The sequence below is a fragment of the Citrobacter sp. wls706 genome (assembly GCF_005281305.1).
GTDB lineage: Bacteria > Pseudomonadota > Gammaproteobacteria > Enterobacterales > Enterobacteriaceae > Citrobacter > Citrobacter werkmanii.
On sequence record NZ_SZXG01000037.1, the window covers coordinates 179720 to 198196 of the forward strand.

Annotated in this window: 13 protein-coding genes and 1 pseudogene; 7 read left to right on the forward strand and 7 right to left on the reverse strand. The window is 55.1% G+C overall.

Features of this window, described 5'->3' with window-relative positions:
• The first annotated feature begins 43 nt into the window (after positions 1–43).
• Together mhpT and mmuM are read left to right on the forward strand one after the other, a co-directional pair.
• Positions 44–1255 carry a 3-(3-hydroxy-phenyl)propionate transporter MhpT gene (gene mhpT, locus FDW92_RS17430; RefSeq protein WP_042310515.1) on the forward strand — a complete coding sequence of 404 codons (1212 nt, stop codon included), beginning with the start codon at positions 44–46 and terminating at the stop codon, positions 1253–1255.
• 152 nt (positions 1256–1407) lie between these two features.
• The gene (gene mmuM, locus FDW92_RS17435) at positions 1408–2340 is read left to right on the forward strand and encodes a homocysteine S-methyltransferase (RefSeq protein ID WP_042310232.1); all 933 of its coding nucleotides are present in this window, start codon (positions 1408–1410) and stop codon (positions 2338–2340) included.
• A gap of 108 nt (positions 2341–2448) precedes the next feature.
• Here the strand turns inward: mmuM and fbpC are convergent, their stop codons facing one another.
• The 6 genes from fbpC to FDW92_RS17465 all read right to left on the reverse strand — a co-directional run bounded on the left by fbpC (position 2449) and on the right by FDW92_RS17465 (position 10232).
• Positions 2449–3495 carry a ferric ABC transporter ATP-binding protein gene (fbpC, locus tag FDW92_RS17440; protein ID WP_042310230.1) on the reverse strand — a complete coding sequence of 349 codons (1047 nt, stop codon included), beginning with the start codon at positions 3493–3495 and terminating at the stop codon, positions 2449–2451.
• Positions 3496–3506: 11 nt separating this feature from the next.
• A complete protein-coding gene (locus FDW92_RS17445; protein ID WP_042310228.1) occupies positions 3507–5585 on the reverse strand; it encodes an iron ABC transporter permease in 2079 nt (692 codons plus the stop codon).
• 67 nt (positions 5586–5652) lie between these two features.
• Entirely contained in the window at positions 5653–6684 is a 1032-nt protein-coding gene (locus FDW92_RS17450) for an ABC transporter substrate-binding protein (RefSeq protein ID WP_042310227.1), read from the reverse strand.
• Positions 6681–7976 (reverse strand): MFS transporter family glucose-6-phosphate receptor UhpC, encoded by a 1296-nt coding sequence (uhpC, locus tag FDW92_RS17455; RefSeq protein ID WP_042310226.1) that lies wholly within the window; start codon positions 7974–7976, stop codon positions 6681–6683. The genes FDW92_RS17450 and uhpC overlap by 4 nt, the downstream gene beginning before the upstream one ends.
• An 85-nt stretch (positions 7977–8061) precedes the next feature.
• Positions 8062–9603 carry an MASE1 domain-containing protein gene (locus FDW92_RS17460; protein WP_042310225.1) on the reverse strand — a complete coding sequence of 514 codons (1542 nt, stop codon included), beginning with the start codon at positions 9601–9603 and terminating at the stop codon, positions 8062–8064.
• On the reverse strand, positions 9603–10232 hold the full coding sequence (locus FDW92_RS17465) for a response regulator transcription factor (RefSeq protein ID WP_042310514.1): 630 nt from the start codon (positions 10230–10232) through the stop codon (positions 9603–9605). Before FDW92_RS17465 ends, FDW92_RS17460 begins: the two co-directional genes overlap by 1 nt.
• Before the next feature lie 344 nt (positions 10233–10576).
• On the opposite strand from FDW92_RS17465, the gene tauA reads away from it, so the two are divergent.
• The 4 genes from tauA to tauD are packed head-to-tail and all read left to right on the forward strand — an operon-like array spanning position 10577 to position 13993.
• Complete coding sequence (gene tauA / locus FDW92_RS17470; protein WP_042310224.1) at positions 10577–11539, forward strand: taurine ABC transporter substrate-binding protein; 963 nt, start codon at positions 10577–10579, stop codon at positions 11537–11539.
• Between the two features lie 11 nt (positions 11540–11550).
• On the forward strand, positions 11551–12318 hold the full coding sequence (gene tauB / locus FDW92_RS17475; protein WP_042310223.1) for a taurine ABC transporter ATP-binding subunit: 768 nt from the start codon (positions 11551–11553) through the stop codon (positions 12316–12318).
• A complete protein-coding gene (gene tauC, locus FDW92_RS17480; RefSeq protein WP_042310221.1) occupies positions 12315–13145 on the forward strand; it encodes a taurine ABC transporter permease TauC in 831 nt (276 codons plus the stop codon). The genes tauB and tauC overlap by 4 nt, the downstream gene beginning before the upstream one ends.
• Positions 13142–13993: a taurine dioxygenase gene (gene tauD / locus FDW92_RS17485; protein WP_042310219.1), complete on the forward strand. Its 852-nt coding sequence runs from the start codon at positions 13142–13144 to the stop codon at positions 13991–13993. Before tauC ends, tauD begins: the two co-directional genes overlap by 4 nt.
• Positions 13994–14072: 79 nt before the next feature.
• Here tauD and hemB read toward each other — a convergent pair whose 3' ends face one another.
• Positions 14073–15047 carry a porphobilinogen synthase gene (gene hemB, locus FDW92_RS17490; protein ID WP_042310217.1) on the reverse strand — a complete coding sequence of 325 codons (975 nt, stop codon included), beginning with the start codon at positions 15045–15047 and terminating at the stop codon, positions 14073–14075.
• 505 nt (positions 15048–15552) lie between these two features.
• Here hemB and ehaB point away from each other — a divergent pair.
• Positions 15553–18474: pseudogene (ehaB, locus tag FDW92_RS17495) on the forward strand (autotransporter adhesin EhaB).
• The last annotated feature ends 3 nt before the right edge of the window (positions 18475–18477 follow it).

The following is an 18477-nucleotide window of genomic DNA, read 5'->3' on the forward strand; positions in this document are numbered from 1 at the left end:
TCAGCCGCGATTCACCTGCATCGTGACCTCAGAGGTACATCTTATGACTACCCGTACCCCCGCATCCTGGCGCCTGACGTTGACCGTCGGGCTGTGTTTTTTAGTCGCCCTGATGGAAGGGCTGGATCTCCAGGCCGCCGGGATCGCTGCCGTCGGTATCGCTCATGCGTTTGCGCTGGATAAAATGCAGATGGGCTGGATCTTCAGCGCGGGCATTCTCGGCCTGCTGCCCGGCGCGTTGGTCGGCGGTATGCTGGCCGATCGCTATGGCCGCAAGCGTATTCTCATTGCCTCCGTGGCGCTGTTCGGCCTGTTCTCGCTGGCGACGGCGATTTCCTGGGATTTCTCGTCGCTGGTCGTTGCCCGTCTGATGACCGGCGTGGGGCTGGGCGCGGCATTGCCGAATCTGATCGCGCTGACCTCCGAAGCGGCGGGTCCACGTTTTCGCGGCACGGCGGTGAGTCTGATGTATTGCGGCGTACCGATTGGCGCGGCGCTGGCGGCGGCGCTTGGGTTTAGCGGGCTCGCCTCCGCCTGGCAAACGGTGTTCTGGGTTGGCGGGGTGATCCCGCTGCTGCTGGTTCCGTTGTTGATGCGCTGGCTGCCGGAATCGCAGGTTTATACCCAACAAACGCAGGTGGCTGCCGCGCCGTTGCGCGCCCTGTTTGCGCCAGCGACGGCGAGCGCTACGCTGCTGCTTTGGCTGTGCTATTTCTTCACCCTGCTGGTGGTGTATATGCTGATCAACTGGCTACCGATGCTGCTGGTGGAGCAGGGATTTCAGCCCTCGCAGGCAGCAGGCGTGATGTTTGCTCTGCAAATCGGCGCGGCCAGCGGGACGTTAATTCTCGGGGCGTTGATGGACAAACTGCGTCCGGTGGTGATGTCGCTGCTGATCTACACCGGGATGTTGGCTTCGCTACTGGCGCTGGGGACGGTGTCGACATTCAGCGGCATGCTGATGGCGGGATTTGTCGCGGGGATGTTTGCCACCGGTGGGCAAAGCGTGCTGTATGCGCTGGCGCCGTTATTTTACAACACGCAGATCCGCGCCACCGGCGTGGGCACCGCCGTCGCCGTCGGACGTTTGGGAGCGATGAGCGGCCCGCTGCTGGCCGGGAAAATGTTAGCGCTGGGCACCGGAACGGTGGGCGTGATGGCGGCGTCTGCGCCGGGGATTTTGCTGGCGGGCCTGGCGGTATTTATTCTGATGAGCCGTAAATCGCAGATGCCGATCCCGGCTAACGGTGCTTAAGCGATCGTCCGGAGTGGAGTGCCCGACGCGGGCATCTGCGTCTGGAGCAGGGTAGACACATCGCCATAATTGCGGGTGAGCGCGGAGCCTTGCGGGTATGTCTGTGATAGTGTGAGGGCTTATTTCCGTCAAAACAGGAGCCAGAACAGAACATGTCGCAGAATAATCCGTTAAGCGCCATCCTCGACAAACAGGATTTCCTGTTACTGGATGGTGCGATGGCGACGGAGCTGGAAGCGCGCGGTTGTGATTTAGCTGACAGCCTGTGGTCAGCCAAAGTGCTGGTCGAAAACCCGCAGCTTATCCGCGAAGTACATCTTGATTATTACCGGGCGGGGGCGCAATGCGCGATCACCGCCAGCTATCAGGCCACGCCAGCAGGTTTTGCCGCGCGCGGCCTGGATGAAGCGCAGTCGAAAGCGCTGATTGGCAAAAGCGTGGAGTTGGCACGTAAAGCGCGTGAAGCCTGGCTGGCTGAGAACCCGCAGGCGGGTACGCTGCTGGTGGCAGGATCCGTCGGGCCTTATGGCGCGTATCTGGCGGATGGATCAGAGTATCGTGGCGATTACCAACGTAGCGTTGAGGAATTTCAGGCATTTCACCGTCCGCGCGTGGAAGCGTTGCTGGATGCCGGGGCCGATCTGCTGGCCTGTGAAACCCTGCCGAATTTTACCGAGATTGGTGCGCTGGCTGAGCTGTTGACCGCGTATCCGCGTGCCCGGGCGTGGTTCTCATTTACCCTGCGCGACAGCGAGCACCTGAGCGACGGTACCCCGCTGCGCGACGTGGTGGCGTTGCTGGCGGGTTATCCGCAGGTGGTGGCGTTAGGCATTAACTGTATTGCGCTGGAAAAGACCACTGCCGCATTGCAGCATCTGCACGGCTTAACGGCGCTGCCGCTGGCGGTGTATCCAAACTCAGGCGAGCATTATGATGCGGCAAGCAAAACCTGGCATCATCACGGTGAACATTGTGCGCAGTTGGCGGATTATTTGCCGCAGTGGCAGGCCGCTGGCGCACGGTTGATCGGCGGGTGCTGTCGCACCACGCCGAAGGATATTGCTGAGCTGAACGCGCAGCGCTGAGAGTTTATCGGGCCTACATCGTTCACTGTAGGCCTGATAAGCTCAGCGCATCAGGCATTGCCGGATGGCGGTACAAGCGCCTTATCCGGCCTACAAAGCAACAAAACGTTATGCCGCATCCGCCAGCACAAACATGCCGTACGGGTGGATTTCAAGGTAATATTGCTCGCCGATGTCTGGCTGCAGGCGGGTGGCGTTGACCTGCAATAAAATCTCCTGCCCGTGCCACTCCACCGTGACCTCATACTGCGGCCCCATATAGGCGACGTGGCGGATCGCGCAGCGCTGGCTCTCCTCGCCGCGATCGCTGAGCGTGATCGCTTCGGGACGTACGCCGACCATCCCTTCCCCATGATCGTTAAAGTGCGGCGGGCGCGGCAAACGATAGCCGTAGATATCAACGTATCCTGCGCTGAAGGTGGCTGGGAACAAGTTGGCATCGCCCATAAAGCTCGCCATAAAACGTGAGGCCGGCTGACGATAAAGATCCTGCGGCGTACCGATCTGCATGATGTGTCCTTTATTCATCACCAGGACGGTATCGGAAACCGCAAAGGCTTCGCTCTGATCGTGGGTAACGTACAGCGAGGTGATATCAAACTGCTTTTGTAGCTCGCGGATCTTGTCGCGCATGCTGCGACGCAGGTTGGCATCCAGGTTGCTCAGCGGCTCATCAAACAGCAGCACCTTCGGTTTGAGGATTAACGCGCGGGCCAGCGCCACGCGCTGCTGCTGACCGCCGGAGATCTGATCGACATAGCGATCTTCGAAACCCTCCAGATCCACCATCGCCAGCGCTTCTTTCACCCGTGCCTTCACTTCGCTGCGCGACACGCCGAGCATCTTCAGGCCATAGCCGACGTTCTCCCCCAGCGACATGTGCGGAAACAGAGCATACGACTGAAACACCATGCAGATATCGCGCTGCTGAATGGAACGATGGGTGACGTCTTCGCCATCAATAAAAATCTGGCCTTCACTCGGTTTTTCCAGCCCGGCGACCAGGCGCAAAATGGTGGTTTTGCCACAGCCGGAGGGGCCGAGCAGCGTCACCATTTGCCCCTGCGGAATGGTGAGGTTGATGTTGTCGATAACTGTGTTGCTGCCAAATCGTTTAGTGACGTTGCGCAGTTCAACGAAATTTTTCTGAGTCATAGTGCGCTCCATTACGCCTGGTTTTTAGCTTTTGAACGGGAGGTACGTGATTCGCCGATCAGCCAGTCAAAGATGAAAATAATCGCCAGCATCACCACGATCAGAATCGAACCGTAGGCAATCGCCACCCCGTACTCACCGTCTTCCACGCGGTTGAGGATGTAGGCCGTCGCCACGCGGGTATCCGGCGTCACAAGGAACACAATGGCGCTGACGGTGGTAATGGCGCGCACAAAGCTATAGATCAGCGCCGAGAGGATCGCCGGGCGCAGCAGCGGTAGCAGGATATGCGTAATGGTCCGCAGGGAACCGGCACGCAGGCTAAGCGAGGCTTCATCCAGCGATTTATCGATTTGGCCTAAGCCCGCGATGCCCGCCCGAATTCCGACCGGCACGTTACGCATCACCATTGAGATAATGACGATGGCGGCGGTGCCGGTGAGGTACACCGGGGCGCTGTTAAAGGCCAGAATGTACGACACGCCCGCCACGGTGCCAGGAACGGCAAAGCACAGCATGGTGGTGAACTCGATGGTTTTTTTACCTTTAAACTGCTGGCGCACCACAATCCACGCGATCAGCAGACCAAAGATGGCGGTGATCGGCGCGGCAATCCCGGCGTAGAGCAGAGTGTCGAGCAGTGAAGGCCACGCGCCGTCGCTCATCCCCTGACCGAACAGTTTGATAAAGTTCGCCAGCGTCAGGGTGTAGTCCACGCCCCAGTTAACGGTGAAACTGCCGTAGAAAATGCTGCCGTAGAGCAGGGCGTTAAAGGCAATCCACACCGCCAGCAGCGCAACCACGCTCCACACCAGCGTCACTGGCAGCGGCTGGACGTCGCCCCGGTAGGATTTACCGGAGACAGTCACGTAGGAGCGCTTGCCGATCCACATGTACTGCACACAGAATACCAGTAGCGAGAACAACAGCAGGAACGCGCCCAGCGTGCTGGCGGCCTGATAATCGAGCTGCGAGCCGGTGATGTAGAAGTAAATTTGCGTTGCCAGCACGTCGAAGTTACCGCCTAGCACCAGCGGGTTACTGAAGTCGGCCAGCGACTGTACCACCACAATCAAAAAGGCGTTCGCCAGCGCCGGTTTCAGTAGCGGGACAAACACGCCGTTAAAGGTCTGCCAGCGGCTGGCGCGCAGGGTGTATGACGCTTCTTCCAAAGATGGATGAATGGTCTTGATCGCCCCGTCGAGGATCATAAACGCCATCGGCGTAAAGGCCAGCACCTGCGCCAGCCAGATGCCGGTAAAACCGTACAGCCAGTTGGTGTTGGTTAAGCCGAACCAGTCGACCATAAATTCGGTGATGTAACCGGAGCGACCCATCATCAGCGTAACGCCTAAACCGACGACAAACGGCGGGGTGACGATCGGCAGAATCGAGAAGATACGTCCGATGATGGCGCTACGTCTGGCGATACGGGTCGTGTAGATAGCCAGTACCAGGCCGAAGAAGGTACAGCCGACGCCGACGGCAATCGACAGCATAATCGAGTTGAGGATCACCTGAATGATATGCGCCTGTGACAGCACATTCATAAACGCCAGCGGAGCAAATTCCCCGGCATCGTTGGTGAACATCGGAATGAAAATGGCGATGCTCGGCCAGACGATAAAAATACCGATCAGCGCGACAATTGCGGTCAGCGAGCCGATGACGAAACGGTCGCCGCCCAGCCATTCCAGACGGGTAAGCGCCAGGGTCATAATTGCGCCCAGCGCCACAAAAAGCACGATGGTGGCATAGCCTAAGCCGCGACCTTCAAGCGTGGCGCTGGCGACGATAAAGGCCATGCAGAAGAATGCCCAGCCTGCGTCAAGATAATGGCGGCCGCGCTGTTCGCGTCTGGCTTCATGGAACGGGCGCACCAGCAGCAGGCTCGGTAGCAGATACCATAACCAACTGATATTGAATTGTGACCAGCCGTAGGCGGCGAGTATTTCCTCGCCCGTCGACTCCAGCAGACCGTAGTCCAGGCTCCAGCTTGGCAGCAGGGCAAACGCCAGCCAGCCGAGCAAAACCCAAAGAAATATCGCATCCCGTTTTTTCACGGGATGGAGTGCAAGTGTGTGTGACATAGCGGTTCCGGTATTTCAGGCCGGGCGGGCGCTTACGCCGCGCCCGGCAAATGAACGCAACGTGGGCTTATTTACCCATCTTAACTTCGCTAACCCACTTATTGATCAGGGCTTTACGTACGTCGGTCGAGCCGTACTTATCCATGTCGTAATTGATAAGCTTCAGGTCGTCGAGCTTCAGCGAGTTCGGCGAGGTCTCGGCGGTGGTGTTGGTCAGGATCTGATAGGATTTACCTTTCTTCCATGCCAGCTCCTGGGCGTCTTTCGACAGCACCCAGTCAACGAACAGTTTGGCGTTGTCGAGGTTACGCGCGCCTTTCAGGATGCTGACGCCGCCGATCTCATAGCCGGTGCCTTCGCACGGGGAGATCAGCTCCAGCGGTGCGCCCTGTTCTTTTTCCAGCGAATAGTCGTGCAGGAAGCCAATGCCGATCGCCGTTTCGCCACGGGCGGCATTACGCGCCGGAGCAATGCCGGATTTGGTGTACTGGGAGACGTTGGCGTTGAGATGTTTCAGGTAATCAAAAGCCTGATCCTCACCCCACAGCTGGGCGAAGGTCGCCAGCGCAGTGTAGGCGGTGCCTGAACTCTGTGGGTCAGCAATCTGGATTTCCCCTTTGTATTCTGGTTTGGTCAGATCCTTCCAGCATTTCGGCACTGGCAGGTTTTTCTCTTTCAGGCGCTGAGTATTAACGCCAAAGCCCAGAATACCGACATACACCGCCGAGGAGAGGTTACCTTTTACTTTCGCCGGATCGCGGAACTTCTCCATGATCTGCGCGAGGTTAGGCGATTTGTACGGCTGCAGCAGGCCCATTTCACCGGCCTGGGATTGTGGATCCAGCGTACCGCCGTACCACACATCCGCCTGCGGGTTTTTCTTCTCGGCATCGACCTTCGCCAGCGTGCTGCCGGAGCCGTTACGAATAAATGAGGTTTTCACATCATATTTGTCGCCGAAGGCTTTGGTTTCGGTTTCGCACATCTCGTTGGTGGCGCTGCAATACACCACCAGACGACCCTGGGCTTGTGCCGCATTGCTGAAGGCCGCCAGCGTCAGAGCAGAGGCAATCAGGGTAGAGGTAAGCGTCAGTTTCATTGTTTTATCCTTTGACTGAGAGAAGGGGTAATGCCCGCAATGAGCAATGGCATCAGCAATAAACCCATAAAAACAGCGGCAACCGAGAGCAAACTGAACATTCCCGACCAGCCGTAGTGTTCTATGACCAGCGACAGCGGCCAACCCGCCAGCGCGGCCCCCAGATAGGCGAACAGCCCGAGAAAACCGGTGATTGAACCTGCCGCAGCTTTGTGTCCGCATTCGACAGCAGCCAGACCAATCAACATCTGCGGGCCAAACACAAAAAAGCCCACGGTAAAGAAACAGACTGCCAGCAGCGCATAGTGGTGCACCGGGGCCAGCCACAGCGCGGCGACGGAAACCATCAGCCCCAGCGTGAACAGCAGTATCATTGGCGCGCGCTGACCGCTGAACAGCAGATCCGAGCCCCATCCGGCAAACAGCGCGCCGAGCAAGCCGCCGACTTCAAACAACATCACTGTGGCATTGGCGCTGAGCAGATTCACGCCGTGGCTTTCCGTCAGCCAGATGTTGCCCCAGTCATTGAGCGCAATGCGGATCAAATAGACCAGTACATACGACACGCCAAGCAGCCAGATCATCGGGTTCTTCAGCATGGTGGTGCGTAACATTTGCCACAGCCCCATCGGCGGGCTTTGCTGCTCCTGACGTAGCTCCAGCGGATCGTGCCGCCACTCTCCAACCGTCGGTAATCCCTCTTCCTGGGGCGTGCCTTTCAGTTGCAGGGTGAGCCAGATGCCTAACGCCATGCTGATTATCCCTGGTGCCAGCATCGCTGCCTGCCAGCCCCACCAGAGGGCGGCAAAGGCGCTAATCAGCGGGATGATGGCCCCGCCGATGTTGATCGACATATTCCAGCAGCCCCACCAGAAGCCGCGTTCGTTGCGCGAGTACCAGTGGGTCAGCAGGCGGGCGCAGGGCGGCCAGCCCCAGCCCTGAAAAAATCCGTTCAGCGTCCAGACCGCCAGCAGCAGCGTCAGCGATTCACCAAAGGCGAACACCACGTTCAAAACACCAGTGGCAAACAGGCCGATCCCCATGAATGCACGCTGCCCATGGCTGTCGTGCCACAATCCGGCGGCGAATTTCGACAGGCCGTAGGTCAGATAAAACAGCGATCCCAGCAGACCGATATCGCCTTTATCCAGCCCCAGATCTGTTTGCAGCGCCGGGAGTACATAGTTGACGCTTTTGCGCGTCAGATAAAACGCGGCGTAGCCAATCACCATACACATCAGCAGGCGGGGACGTAGCGTCCGGTATTGTTGGTCTGTTTCGCGTGCGTGCATGGCGGTCTCCGTTTGTGCTGACTATAGGAAAGTGAAAGCAAAAGGGGATGAGAGAAAGTCCGCAGTGACTAAGACTTTTTCCTGGTTAGCGGCTGGTTTGTTGCAAATTTGTGGGCAGGTTAACAATTACCCGCGTGCCGTGGTTCGATTCCAGCGTGAGTTCGCCACCGAGGGCGCTTACCCGCTCACGCATCCCCTGGATACCGAAACCGGGGATTTTTTCCGGGAGGATACCCACGCCGTTGTCATCGACCTCCAGAGACAGGCGGTGTTCCCGCTGGCGTAGCGTAATCGATACCTCGCTGGCATCGGCATGCTTACAGATGTTATTGAGCAGTTCCTGCATCAGGCGGTACAGCGTGAAGCGCACCGTTTCATTTTCTGGCGTATTTTCCAGATGGTAATTAAATCGGCAGCGGATTCCCCGTTCGGCAAAGGCAAATTCATTCACCAGATGATGCAGCGCATCTTTGAAAGACAGTTCATCGAGCGCGGGCGGGCGCAGCTGGCGCAGAAGCTGACGGGTGGAGTGGTGAATGCGCCGGGCAAGATCGTTGATCTGATTCGCCGCCTCAAGCGTTTGCTCGCGACCTGGCGCACGTTTGACCAGTTGCGTCTGAATCTGGATGGCGGTGATGTTCTGGCCTATTTCGTCATGTAGTTCGCGCGCTAAACTTTTTCGCGTGTCTTCCTCGGTACGAATCAGTTGTTCGGTCAGCGCACGGCGTGCCGTCAGTTCGGCTTCCAGACGCTGGCGATAATGGTGCAAGTTTTGCGCCAGATGCTGCTGGCGGCTGATGGCGATCCCCAGCCCTATACCCAGTAGCGCCTGGGTGGCGAGGAAAATCTCCAGTTCAAGCAGATTGCTGAACCCCACGCCTATCTGCCGGGCGATGGTGATCATCATACTGCCGAGCAATCCGGACAACACGCCGCCCTGCCAGCCAAATTTCCATGCCATCACCACGTTTGGTAAAAACACCACGATCAGCAGCAGGCGCTCGATATCCGGCGACAGCACCATCTGTGTGCCAATGCCAATAATAAAAAACAGGCTGCACCAGATGATAAGCGAGGTGCGCAGTGGGGGATTGGTAGTATCCAACCCGAGCAAATGATAACGGTGCTGCTGGCGCAGAAATTCATAGATCAGATAGACAAATGGCGTCAGCAGCACGCCGCCGGTAAACGACGCTAGGCCAATTAACGTTGCCGGGCTTGCGATAAACGGTGACAGCAGGGCGGTATTAAGCAATGACGTGACGGTGACGGCGGTCAGCAACAGCGTCAAGCGTTGCCAGTACAGTGGGAAGCGGTGCCAGTATGACTGACCGATGCTCGCTGGAAGAAGGCTTATGAATGGGGCTACCAGCAAAATATAGCCATTCAATAATTGCTCGCTGTGCAGCCAGAACAGCATCAGTACCGGCGGCAGCACCAACGCGGGCCAGTAGCGGCGAGAAAGCAGAATCAACAGTGCAAGATAGACCCCGTGTGGCAGGAATAATGCCGCCTGTTGACCGTTGTGGGTCAGGTAAAATCCCAGCGTCCACAGCATCAACCAGCCCGATCCCCAGGCCAGCAGAATAAACAGGGAGATTACCCAATGACGAAGGTTACGCGACATTAATGCCCCGTCAGTAGCTGGTGGTCGAGGGCAAAATGCACCAGCTCGATAGTGCTGTGGCATTGCAGTTTGCCCAGCACGTTCGCGCGGTGGACGTGTACTGTTTTGTGGCTAAGGTCGAGCTTAAAGGCAATTTCTTTCACGCTGTCGCCTTTGACCAATAGATCAAACACTTCGCGCTCGCGCGGGGTCAGTACCTCCAGGACCTGCGCGGGCTGTTCGCCGCCGCGTAAGGCTCGCAGCGCATCGGCGCACAGATAATGCCCGCCCATACCTACCGAACGTACCGCCTGCACCAGTTCTTCCGGTCCGCAGCGCTTGGTCAGATAGCCGCTGGCGCCAGCATCCAGTGCGCTTTGTACAAACGTTGGCGAGTCATAAATGCTAAGAATAATGGCGCGAAAACCGGGCTTCTGCGCCCGCAGTCGTTTTAGCAGGCTCAGGCCATTTTCATCCGGCATGGCGATGTCCATCACCGCAACGCTGACGTCGTCATGCAGTAATGCAGGCCAGGCCTGGGCCGCGCTGCTGAACTGGCCGATGACGTTGAGATCATCTTCGAGACTGAGTAATTGCGCAAAGCCGGAACGCACCACCACATGGTCATCCACCAGCACAACATGAATCATGATATTGCTCTCTTGCCTGACAATAGCGTCTATGATGCCTGCCAGCGCAGCGCTGGCAATCATCCAGGCGCAGTTATGTAACGAATGTAACAAAATCGCAATACACTTCATCCTTCAAGCTGCCTCTTTGTTGGCTGCACTCAGAAACCCCAGTCACATAGTTATCTATGCTCCTGGGGATTTCTTCCCTTGCCGCCTCGACGCATCTTGAATGATTTTGTGTATAAGCATTGCCGGTTTTTTTCTAAAAACGCTTTGTTCTTAGCCAGAATTTTTAATTCCTTTATCAAAGTGTGCCGCAACGAAATACTGCCTCCTATAACAAGACTGGGGAGCAGACAATCATGGCTAATTCATCGCGTAACACACTTCTTGCCGCACTGGCATTCATCGCATTTCAGGCGCAGGCGGTGAACGTCACCGTCGCGTATCAAACTTCCGCCGAACCCGCCAAAGTGGCGCAGGCGGATAACACCTTTGCTAAAGAGAGTGGAGCCACCGTTGACTGGCGCAAGTTCGACAGCGGCGCGAGCATCGTCCGCGCGTTGGCATCCGGCGACGTACAAATAGGTAACCTCGGCTCCAGTCCGCTGGCGGTAGCGGCCAGCCAGCAGGTGCCGATTGAGGTTTTCCTGCTGGCGTCAAAGCTTGGCAATTCTGAAGCGCTGGTGGTGAAGAAAAACATCAGTAAACCGGAAGATTTGATTGGTAAGCGCATTGCCGTGCCGTTTATTTCCACCACCCATTACAGCCTGCTGGCAGCGCTGAAACATTGGGGGATTAAACCCGGCCAGGTAGAGATTGTGAACCTTCAGCCGCCGGCGATTATTGCCGCCTGGCAGCGCGGAGATATTGACGGCGCGTACGTCTGGGCGCCTGCAGTCAATGCGCTGGAAAAAGACGGCAAGGTACTGACTGACTCGGAAAAAGTCGGTGAATGGGGGGCGCCAACGCTGGACGTGTGGGTGGTACGCAAAGATTTTGCCGAGAAATACCCTGAGGTAGTGAAAGCATTTGCGAAAAGCGCCATCGATGCGCAGCAGCCCTATATCGCCAACCCGGATGCCTGGCTCAAACAACCGGAGAATATCAGCAAGCTGGCGCGCTTAAGCGGTGTGCCAGAGGCGGATGTGCCGGGGCTGGTGAAAGGTAACACCTATCTGACTCCGCAGCAGCAAACCGCCGAGTTAACCGGGCCGGTGAACAAAGCGATTATCGACACCGCGCAGTTCCTTAAAGAGCAGGGCAAAGTGCCCGCCGTAGCGACGGATTATAGCCAGTACGTGACCGATCGTTTCGTGCAATAAAGGGGACGCTGATGCTGCAAATCTCTCATCTTAATGCCAGTTACGGCGGCAAACCGGTGCTTGAGGATATCAACCTGACGCTCGATAGCGGTGAACTGCTGGTGGTGCTGGGACCTTCCGGTTGTGGGAAAACCACATTGTTAAATCTGATTGCCGGATTTGTACCGTATCAACACGGCAGCATTATGCTGACGGGCAGTAAGGTCGAAGGACCTGGCGCAGAACGTGGAGTGGTGTTTCAGAATGAAGGTCTGTTGCCCTGGCGCAACGTGCAGGACAACGTCACCTTCGGTCTGCAACTGACGGGCATGGAGAAGCCGCAGCGTCAGCGTATTGCTCAGGAAATGTTGCAGAAAGTGGGGCTGGAGGGCGCGGAAAAACGCTTTATCTGGCAGCTTTCCGGTGGGCAGCGTCAGCGCGTCGGCATTGCCCGGGCGCTGGCGGCCAACCCGCAGTTGTTGCTACTCGATGAGCCGTTTGGCGCGCTCGACGCCTTTACCCGCGAGCAGATGCAAACCCTGCTGCTGAAACTTTGGCATGAAACGGGGAAACAGGTGCTGTTGATTACCCATGATATCGAAGAAGCGGTGTTTATGGCCACGGAACTGGTATTGCTGTCGCCAGGCCCTGGCCGGGTGCTGGAACGACTGCCGCTTAATTTCGCCCGGCGTTTTGTGGCCGGAGAGGCGAGTCGCAGCATTAAGTCCGATCCGCAGTTTATCGCCATGCGCGAGTATGTGTTAAGTCGTGTCTTTGAACAACGGGAGGCCTTCTCATGAGCGTGGTGATTAATGACAAACCTCGCCGCCCGCGGGCGCTGAACTGGCGCTGGCCGTTCTCGCGCCAGATGACTTTAAGCCTCGGTACGCTGGCCGCCATTTTGGCGCTGTGGTGGACGGTGGCGGCGCTGCAGTTAATCAGCCCGTTGTTTCTGCCGCCGCCGGGCCAGGTTTTGCAAAAACTCATCAGTATTGCCGGGCCGCAGGGGTTTATGGATGCCACGCTGTGGCAGCATCTGGCGGCCAGTTTGACGCGTATTGTTATCGCGCTGCTGGCGGCGGTGCTGTTGGGGATTCCGGTCGGTATCGCCATGGGGCTGAGTCCGACGATTCGCGGCATTCTCGATCCAATCATTGAATTGTATCGTCCGGTTCCGCCATTGGCCTATTTGCCGCTGATGGTTATCTGGTTTGGTATTGGTGAAACCTCCAAGATCCTGCTGATTTACCTGGCGATTTTCGCCCCTGTGGCGATGTCGGCGCTGGCGGGCGTAAAAAGTGCGCAGCAGGTGAGAATCCGGGCCGCGCAGTCGCTGGGGGCCAGCCGTGCGCAGGTGCTGTGGTTTGTGATTTTACCAGGTGCCTTGCCGGAGATTTTGACCGGACTGCGCATTGGACTGGGCGTGGGGTGGTCGACCCTGGTGGCGGCGGAGCTGATTGCCGCGACGCGAGGTTTAGGATTCATGGTGCAATCAGCCGGTGAGTTTCTGGCAACGGATGTGGTGCTGGCAGGGATCGCGGTGATTGCCGTTATCGCGTTTATTTTAGAGCTGGGTCTGCGCGCGCTTCAGCGCCGTCTGACGCCCTGGCATGGAGAAGTACAATGAGTGAACGTTTGAGCATTACCCCGCTGGGGCCGTACATTGGTGCACAAATTACCGGCGCGGATTTAACGCGTCCATTAAGTGATAACCAGTTTGAACAGCTTTATCATGCTGTATTGCGCCACCAGGTGGTGTTCCTGCGTGAGCAGATTATTACGCCACAGCAGCAGCGCGCGCTGGCGCTACGTTTTGGCGACCTGCATATTCATCCGGTCTACCCACACGCCGAAGGGGTGGACGAAATAATCGTGCTGGATACCCACAACGATAATCCGCCCGATAACGACAACTGGCACACTGATGTGACGTTTATCGACACGCCGCCAGCGGGCGCGATTCTGGCGGCAAAAGAGTTGCCATCGACCGGGGGAGATACGCTGTGGACCAGCGGGATTGCTGCTTATGATGCTCTCTCACAGCCGTTTCGCCAGCTGCTGAGCGGCCTGCGGGCAGAGCATGATTTTCGTAAATCGTTTCAGGAATATAAATATCGCCAGACGCCAGAGGAGCATCAGCGCTGGCTGGAGGCGGTCGCCAAACATCCGCCGTTGCTGCACCCGGTGGTGCGTACCCATCCGGTAACGGGTAAGCAGGCGCTGTTTGTGAATGAAGGATTTACCACACGAATTGTCGATGTAACGGAAAAAGAGAGCGAGGCGCTGCTGGGATTCCTGTTTGCACACATCACCAAACCGGAGTTCCAGGTGCGCTGGCGCTGGCAGCCTAACGATGTGGCGATTTGGGATAATCGCGTGACGCAGCACTACGCCAATGCGGATTATCTGCCGCAGAGGCGCATTATGCACCGGGCGACGATTCTGGGGGACAAACCTTTTTATCGGGCGGGATAAATGGCGCTGGCGCTTCGCTGACCGGACCTACAGTAGAGCAGGCCCGATAAGGCGAAGCCGCCATCCGGCACAAGGTAAATTAACGCAGAATTTTTTTCTCAGCCAGATCCAGCGCAAAGTAGCTGAAGATCAGATCCGCGCCCGCGCGTTTGATCGACCCTAAGCTTTCCAGCACCACTTTCTCTTCATCGATAGCACCCGCCATCGCTGCGAACTTGATCATCGCGTATTCACCGCTGACCTGATAAGCGCCAATTGGCAGTTCGGTGCGTTCGCGGATATCGCGCAGAATATCGAGGTACGCGCCGGCCGGTTTCACCATCAGGCAGTCTGCGCCCTGGGCTTCATCCAGCAGTGATTCGCGAATCGCCTCGCGGCGGTTCATCGGGTTCATCTGATAGGTTTTACGATCGCCCTTCAGCGCCGTACCTGCTGCTTCACGGAACGGGCCATAGAAAGAAGAGGCAAACTTAGTGGAGTAGGACATGATCGCGGTATCGGTGAAGCCCGCAGCATCCAGCGCCTGGCGAATCGCCTGCACCTGACCGTCCATTGCGGCGGAAGGCGCGATAAAATCTGCACCCGCAGCGGCAGCAACGACTGCCTGTTTGCCGAGGTTGGCAAGGGTTAAATCATTATCAACGCCATGATCGCACAACACACCGCAGTGACCATGCGAGGTGTATTCACAGAAGCAAGTGTCGGACATGACGATCATTTCCGGTACGGTCTGCTTACAGATACGCGACATGCGCGCCACCAGACCATCTTCTTTCCATGCGTCGCTGCCGGTGTCGTCGGTGTGGTGGGAAATACCGAAGGTCATGACCGAACGGATACCTGCATTGGCAATGCGTTCAATCTCGCGGGCCAGGTGTTTCTCTGGAATGCGCATCACGCCTGGCATGGCGTCGATAGCTTTGTAATCGTCGAGTTCTTCTTCAACAAAGATCGGCAACACCAGGTCATTTAAGCTGAGTGTTGTCTCTTCAAACATAGCGCGTAGCGCAGGAGATTTGCGCAGGCGGCGAGGGCGTTGGATTAGGTCTGTCATGGTATGCCTGATGTTTGTGGAATCGAAGGCCGTAGTATACCCGAACCTGATGGCGGGTGGTTTACGAAAGTTGGCGTTATGTGGGGATGGTGGGCTCTCTTTGCTACCTCTTAACCTATCTATTATTTGCATTTTTGTGATTGTAATTATTTTTTATATTGATAAATTTCAACGTGGATTTAGTTTTATTTAATTTTATTTTAACTAAAAGGTATTGGTTAGCTATTTATTTCTCTCGTATCTGTTTTGTTTTTATTTATAATTAGAACGTATTTATTATGCGGTTTTATTAATGTTAATTGATTAAAAAATAAAGTGATTTTATAAATTACTGGCGTTTTTGTTTCGAAGTTTTTATTGCCCGTCCGGATTCGGACTTAAGACAAAGAATAATTGAACCTTTCGGCTATGACATCGCATAATCCTCCCTGCGAAACATAAAATGTTTTCTATGCATTGATAATTGATGGATCAACTATATTACGTCCCTGAGGAGGGATGACAAATGCACACTTGGAAAAAGAAACTTGTAGTATCACAATTAGCATTAGCCTGCACTTTGGCAATCACTTCTCAGGCGAATGCTTCAACTGATATCTCTGGGACCACCTATACCACTTTTACCCATTATAATGACGCCTCCTATTCTGATGGCGTTTACTACGATGGATATGTGGGTTGGAACAACTACGACACTGATAGTATTTATAACGGTGATATTTATCCGGTAATTAATAACGCCACTGTCAACGGCGTGATTTCAACTTATTATCTGGACGATGGACTCTCTACTAACACCAATAACAACAGCCTGACGATCAAAAACAGTACCATTCATGGTATGGTGACATCCGAGTGCATGACAACGGATTGTACTAACCGTACGGGTACAGACTATTACTACGATCGCCTGGCGATGAACGTTATTAATTCAACTATCGATGACAACTACGAGCATTATACCTACAACGGTACCTATAATGACGCAGCCGATACGCACGTTGTAGACGTTTATAACCTGGGCACTGCTATCACTCTGGATCAATAAGTTGATCTGTCTATCTCCGCCAACTCTCACGTCGCTGGCATTACCCTGACGCAGGGTTACGAGTGGGCAGATATTGACGATAATACCGTCAGCACCGGCGTAAACAGCAGTGAAGTATTTAACAACACCATCGCTGTTACTGACTCTACTCTGACCTCTGGTTCATGGACTGACGAAGGCACTACCGGCTGGTTTGGTAACACCAGCAATGCAAGCGACTACAGCGGCACTTACACTGCAGACGATATTGCATTAGCAGCTATTGCAAATCCAAATGCAGATAACGCGATGCAGACCACCGCAACGTTTAACAATTCCACGCTGATGGGTGACGTGCTGTTCTCCAGCAACTTCGATGAGAACTTCTTCCCGAACGGTGCTGACTCTTATCGTGATACCGATGCCGATCTGGATACCAACGGTTGGGACGGTACTGACCGTCTGGATCTGACCCTGAACAATGGTAGTAAGTGGGTTGGTGCGGCAATGTCTGTGCATCAGGTTGACACCGATGGTGACGGTGTTTACGACAGCTACGCTGCGGGCACTGAAGCCACCGCAACGCTGATCGATATCGCCGCTAACAGCCTGTGGCCTGATTCAACCTACGGCATCGATAGCGACACGACCTCTTATGACGAAAATGGCCACGTAGTGGGTAATGCGGTCTATCAGAGCGGTCTGTTCAACGTCACGCTGAACGGCGCGTCACAGTGGGATACCACTAAAACGTCTCTGATTGATACCCTGAGCATCAACAGCGGTTCCGTCGTCAACGTGGGTGATTCTGAGCTGGTTGCTGACTCTATCTCTCTGACCGGTGCTTCTGCACTGAACATCAACGAAGATGGTCATGTTGCAACTGATACTCTGTCTATCGACAACAGTACTGTAACGATTGCTGACGACGTATCTGCTGGTTGGAATGTGCTGGATGCTGCGCTGTATGCAAACACCATTAACGTTACTAACAACGGTGTTCTGGATGTTGGCAACAGTACCGGTAATGCGCTGCAGGTTGATACCCTGAATCTGACCAGCTACACCGATGCATACAACAATGTTAATGCAGGCGTTTTCGACATCAACAGCAGCAACTATGTGCTGAATGCTGACCTGACTAACGACCGCACTAACGACAAAACCCAGGCTAACTACGGTTATGGCGTAATCGCAATGAACTCTGATGGTCACCTGACTATCAACGGTAATGGCGATGCTGACACCTCCGGCGATCAGTCTGAAGTTGACAACTATGGCGACCATGTAGCTGCTGCAACCGGTAACTATAAAGTTCGTATTGATAACGCCACTGGCGCAGGTTCTGTTGCTGATTACAAAGGCAACGAGCTGATCTACGTTAACGATACCAACAGCAATGCGACCTTCTCTGCAGCTAACAAAGCGGACCTCGGCGCATACACCTATCAGGCGCAGCAGCAGGGTAACACTGTTGTTCTGCAGCAGATGGAGCTGACTGACTACGCGAACATGGCGCTGAGCATCCCGTCTGCTAACACCAATATCTGGAACCTGGAACAAGATACCGTTGGTACTCGTCTGACTAACGCACGTCATGGTCTGGTTGATAACGGTGGTGCATGGGTAAGCTACTTCGGTGGTAGCTTCGATGCGGATAACGGCACTATTAACTATGATCAGGATGTTAACGGCATTATGGTCGGTGTTGATTCCAAAATTGATGGTAACAACGCTAAGTGGATTGTCGGTGCCGCAGCAGGCTTCGCGAAAGGCGATATGAGCGACCGTACCGGTCAGGTGGATCAAGACAGCCAGACTGCCTACATCTACTCTTCTGCTCACTTTGCCAACAACATCTTTGTTGACGGCAACTTAAGCTACTCTCACTTCAACAACGATCTGTCTGCCAACATGAGCAACGGTCAGTATGTTGATGGTAGCACCTCTTCTGATGCCTGGGGCTTTGGCTTGAAACTGGGTTATGACCTGAAGCTGGGTGACGCAGGTTACGTAACGCCTTACGGCAGCGTATCCGGTCTGTTCCAGTCTGGTGATGACTATAAGCTGAGCAACGACATGAAAGTTGACGGTCAGTCTTATGACAGCATGCGTTATGAACTGGGTGTAGATGCAGGTTATACCTTCGCGTACAGCGATGACCAGGCTCTGACTCCTTACTTCAAACTGGCCTACGTTTACGATGACTCTAACAACGATTCTAACGTAAACGGCGATTCTATCGACAATGGCGTAGAAGGTTCTGCGGTACGTGTTGGACTGGGTACTCAGTTCAGCTTTACCAAAAACTTCAGCGCGTACACCGATGCTAATTATCTCGGTGGTGGTGATGTCGATCAAGACTGGTCTGCAAACGTGGGTGTTAAATATACCTGGTAATAA

Excerpts from the sequence above, each read along its gene's own strand:
- tauD (WP_042310219.1), top strand. The coding sequence starts at position 13,142 with ATGAGTGAACGTTTGAGCATTACCCCGCTGGGGCCGTACATTGGTGCA.
- tauA (WP_042310224.1), top strand. The coding sequence starts at position 10,577 with ATGGCTAATTCATCGCGTAACACACTTCTTGCCGCACTGGCATTCATC.
- FDW92_RS17445 (WP_042310228.1), bottom strand. The coding sequence starts at position 5,585 with ATGTCACACACACTTGCACTCCATCCCGTGAAAAAACGGGATGCGATA.
- hemB (WP_042310217.1), bottom strand. The coding sequence starts at position 15,047 with ATGACAGACCTAATCCAACGCCCTCGCCGCCTGCGCAAATCTCCTGCG.
- uhpC (WP_042310226.1), bottom strand. The coding sequence starts at position 7,976 with ATGCACGCACGCGAAACAGACCAACAATACCGGACGCTACGTCCCCGC.
- FDW92_RS17460 (WP_042310225.1), bottom strand. The coding sequence starts at position 9,603 with ATGTCGCGTAACCTTCGTCATTGGGTAATCTCCCTGTTTATTCTGCTG.
- FDW92_RS17450 (WP_042310227.1), bottom strand. The coding sequence starts at position 6,684 with ATGAAACTGACGCTTACCTCTACCCTGATTGCCTCTGCTCTGACGCTG.
- mmuM (WP_042310232.1), top strand. The coding sequence starts at position 1,408 with ATGTCGCAGAATAATCCGTTAAGCGCCATCCTCGACAAACAGGATTTC.
- tauB (WP_042310223.1), top strand. The coding sequence starts at position 11,551 with ATGCTGCAAATCTCTCATCTTAATGCCAGTTACGGCGGCAAACCGGTG.
- mhpT (WP_042310515.1), top strand. The coding sequence starts at position 44 with ATGACTACCCGTACCCCCGCATCCTGGCGCCTGACGTTGACCGTCGGG.
- FDW92_RS17465 (WP_042310514.1), bottom strand. The coding sequence starts at position 10,232 with ATGATTCATGTTGTGCTGGTGGATGACCATGTGGTGGTGCGTTCCGGC.
- tauC (WP_042310221.1), top strand. The coding sequence starts at position 12,315 with ATGAGCGTGGTGATTAATGACAAACCTCGCCGCCCGCGGGCGCTGAAC.
- fbpC (WP_042310230.1), bottom strand. The coding sequence starts at position 3,495 with ATGACTCAGAAAAATTTCGTTGAACTGCGCAACGTCACTAAACGATTT.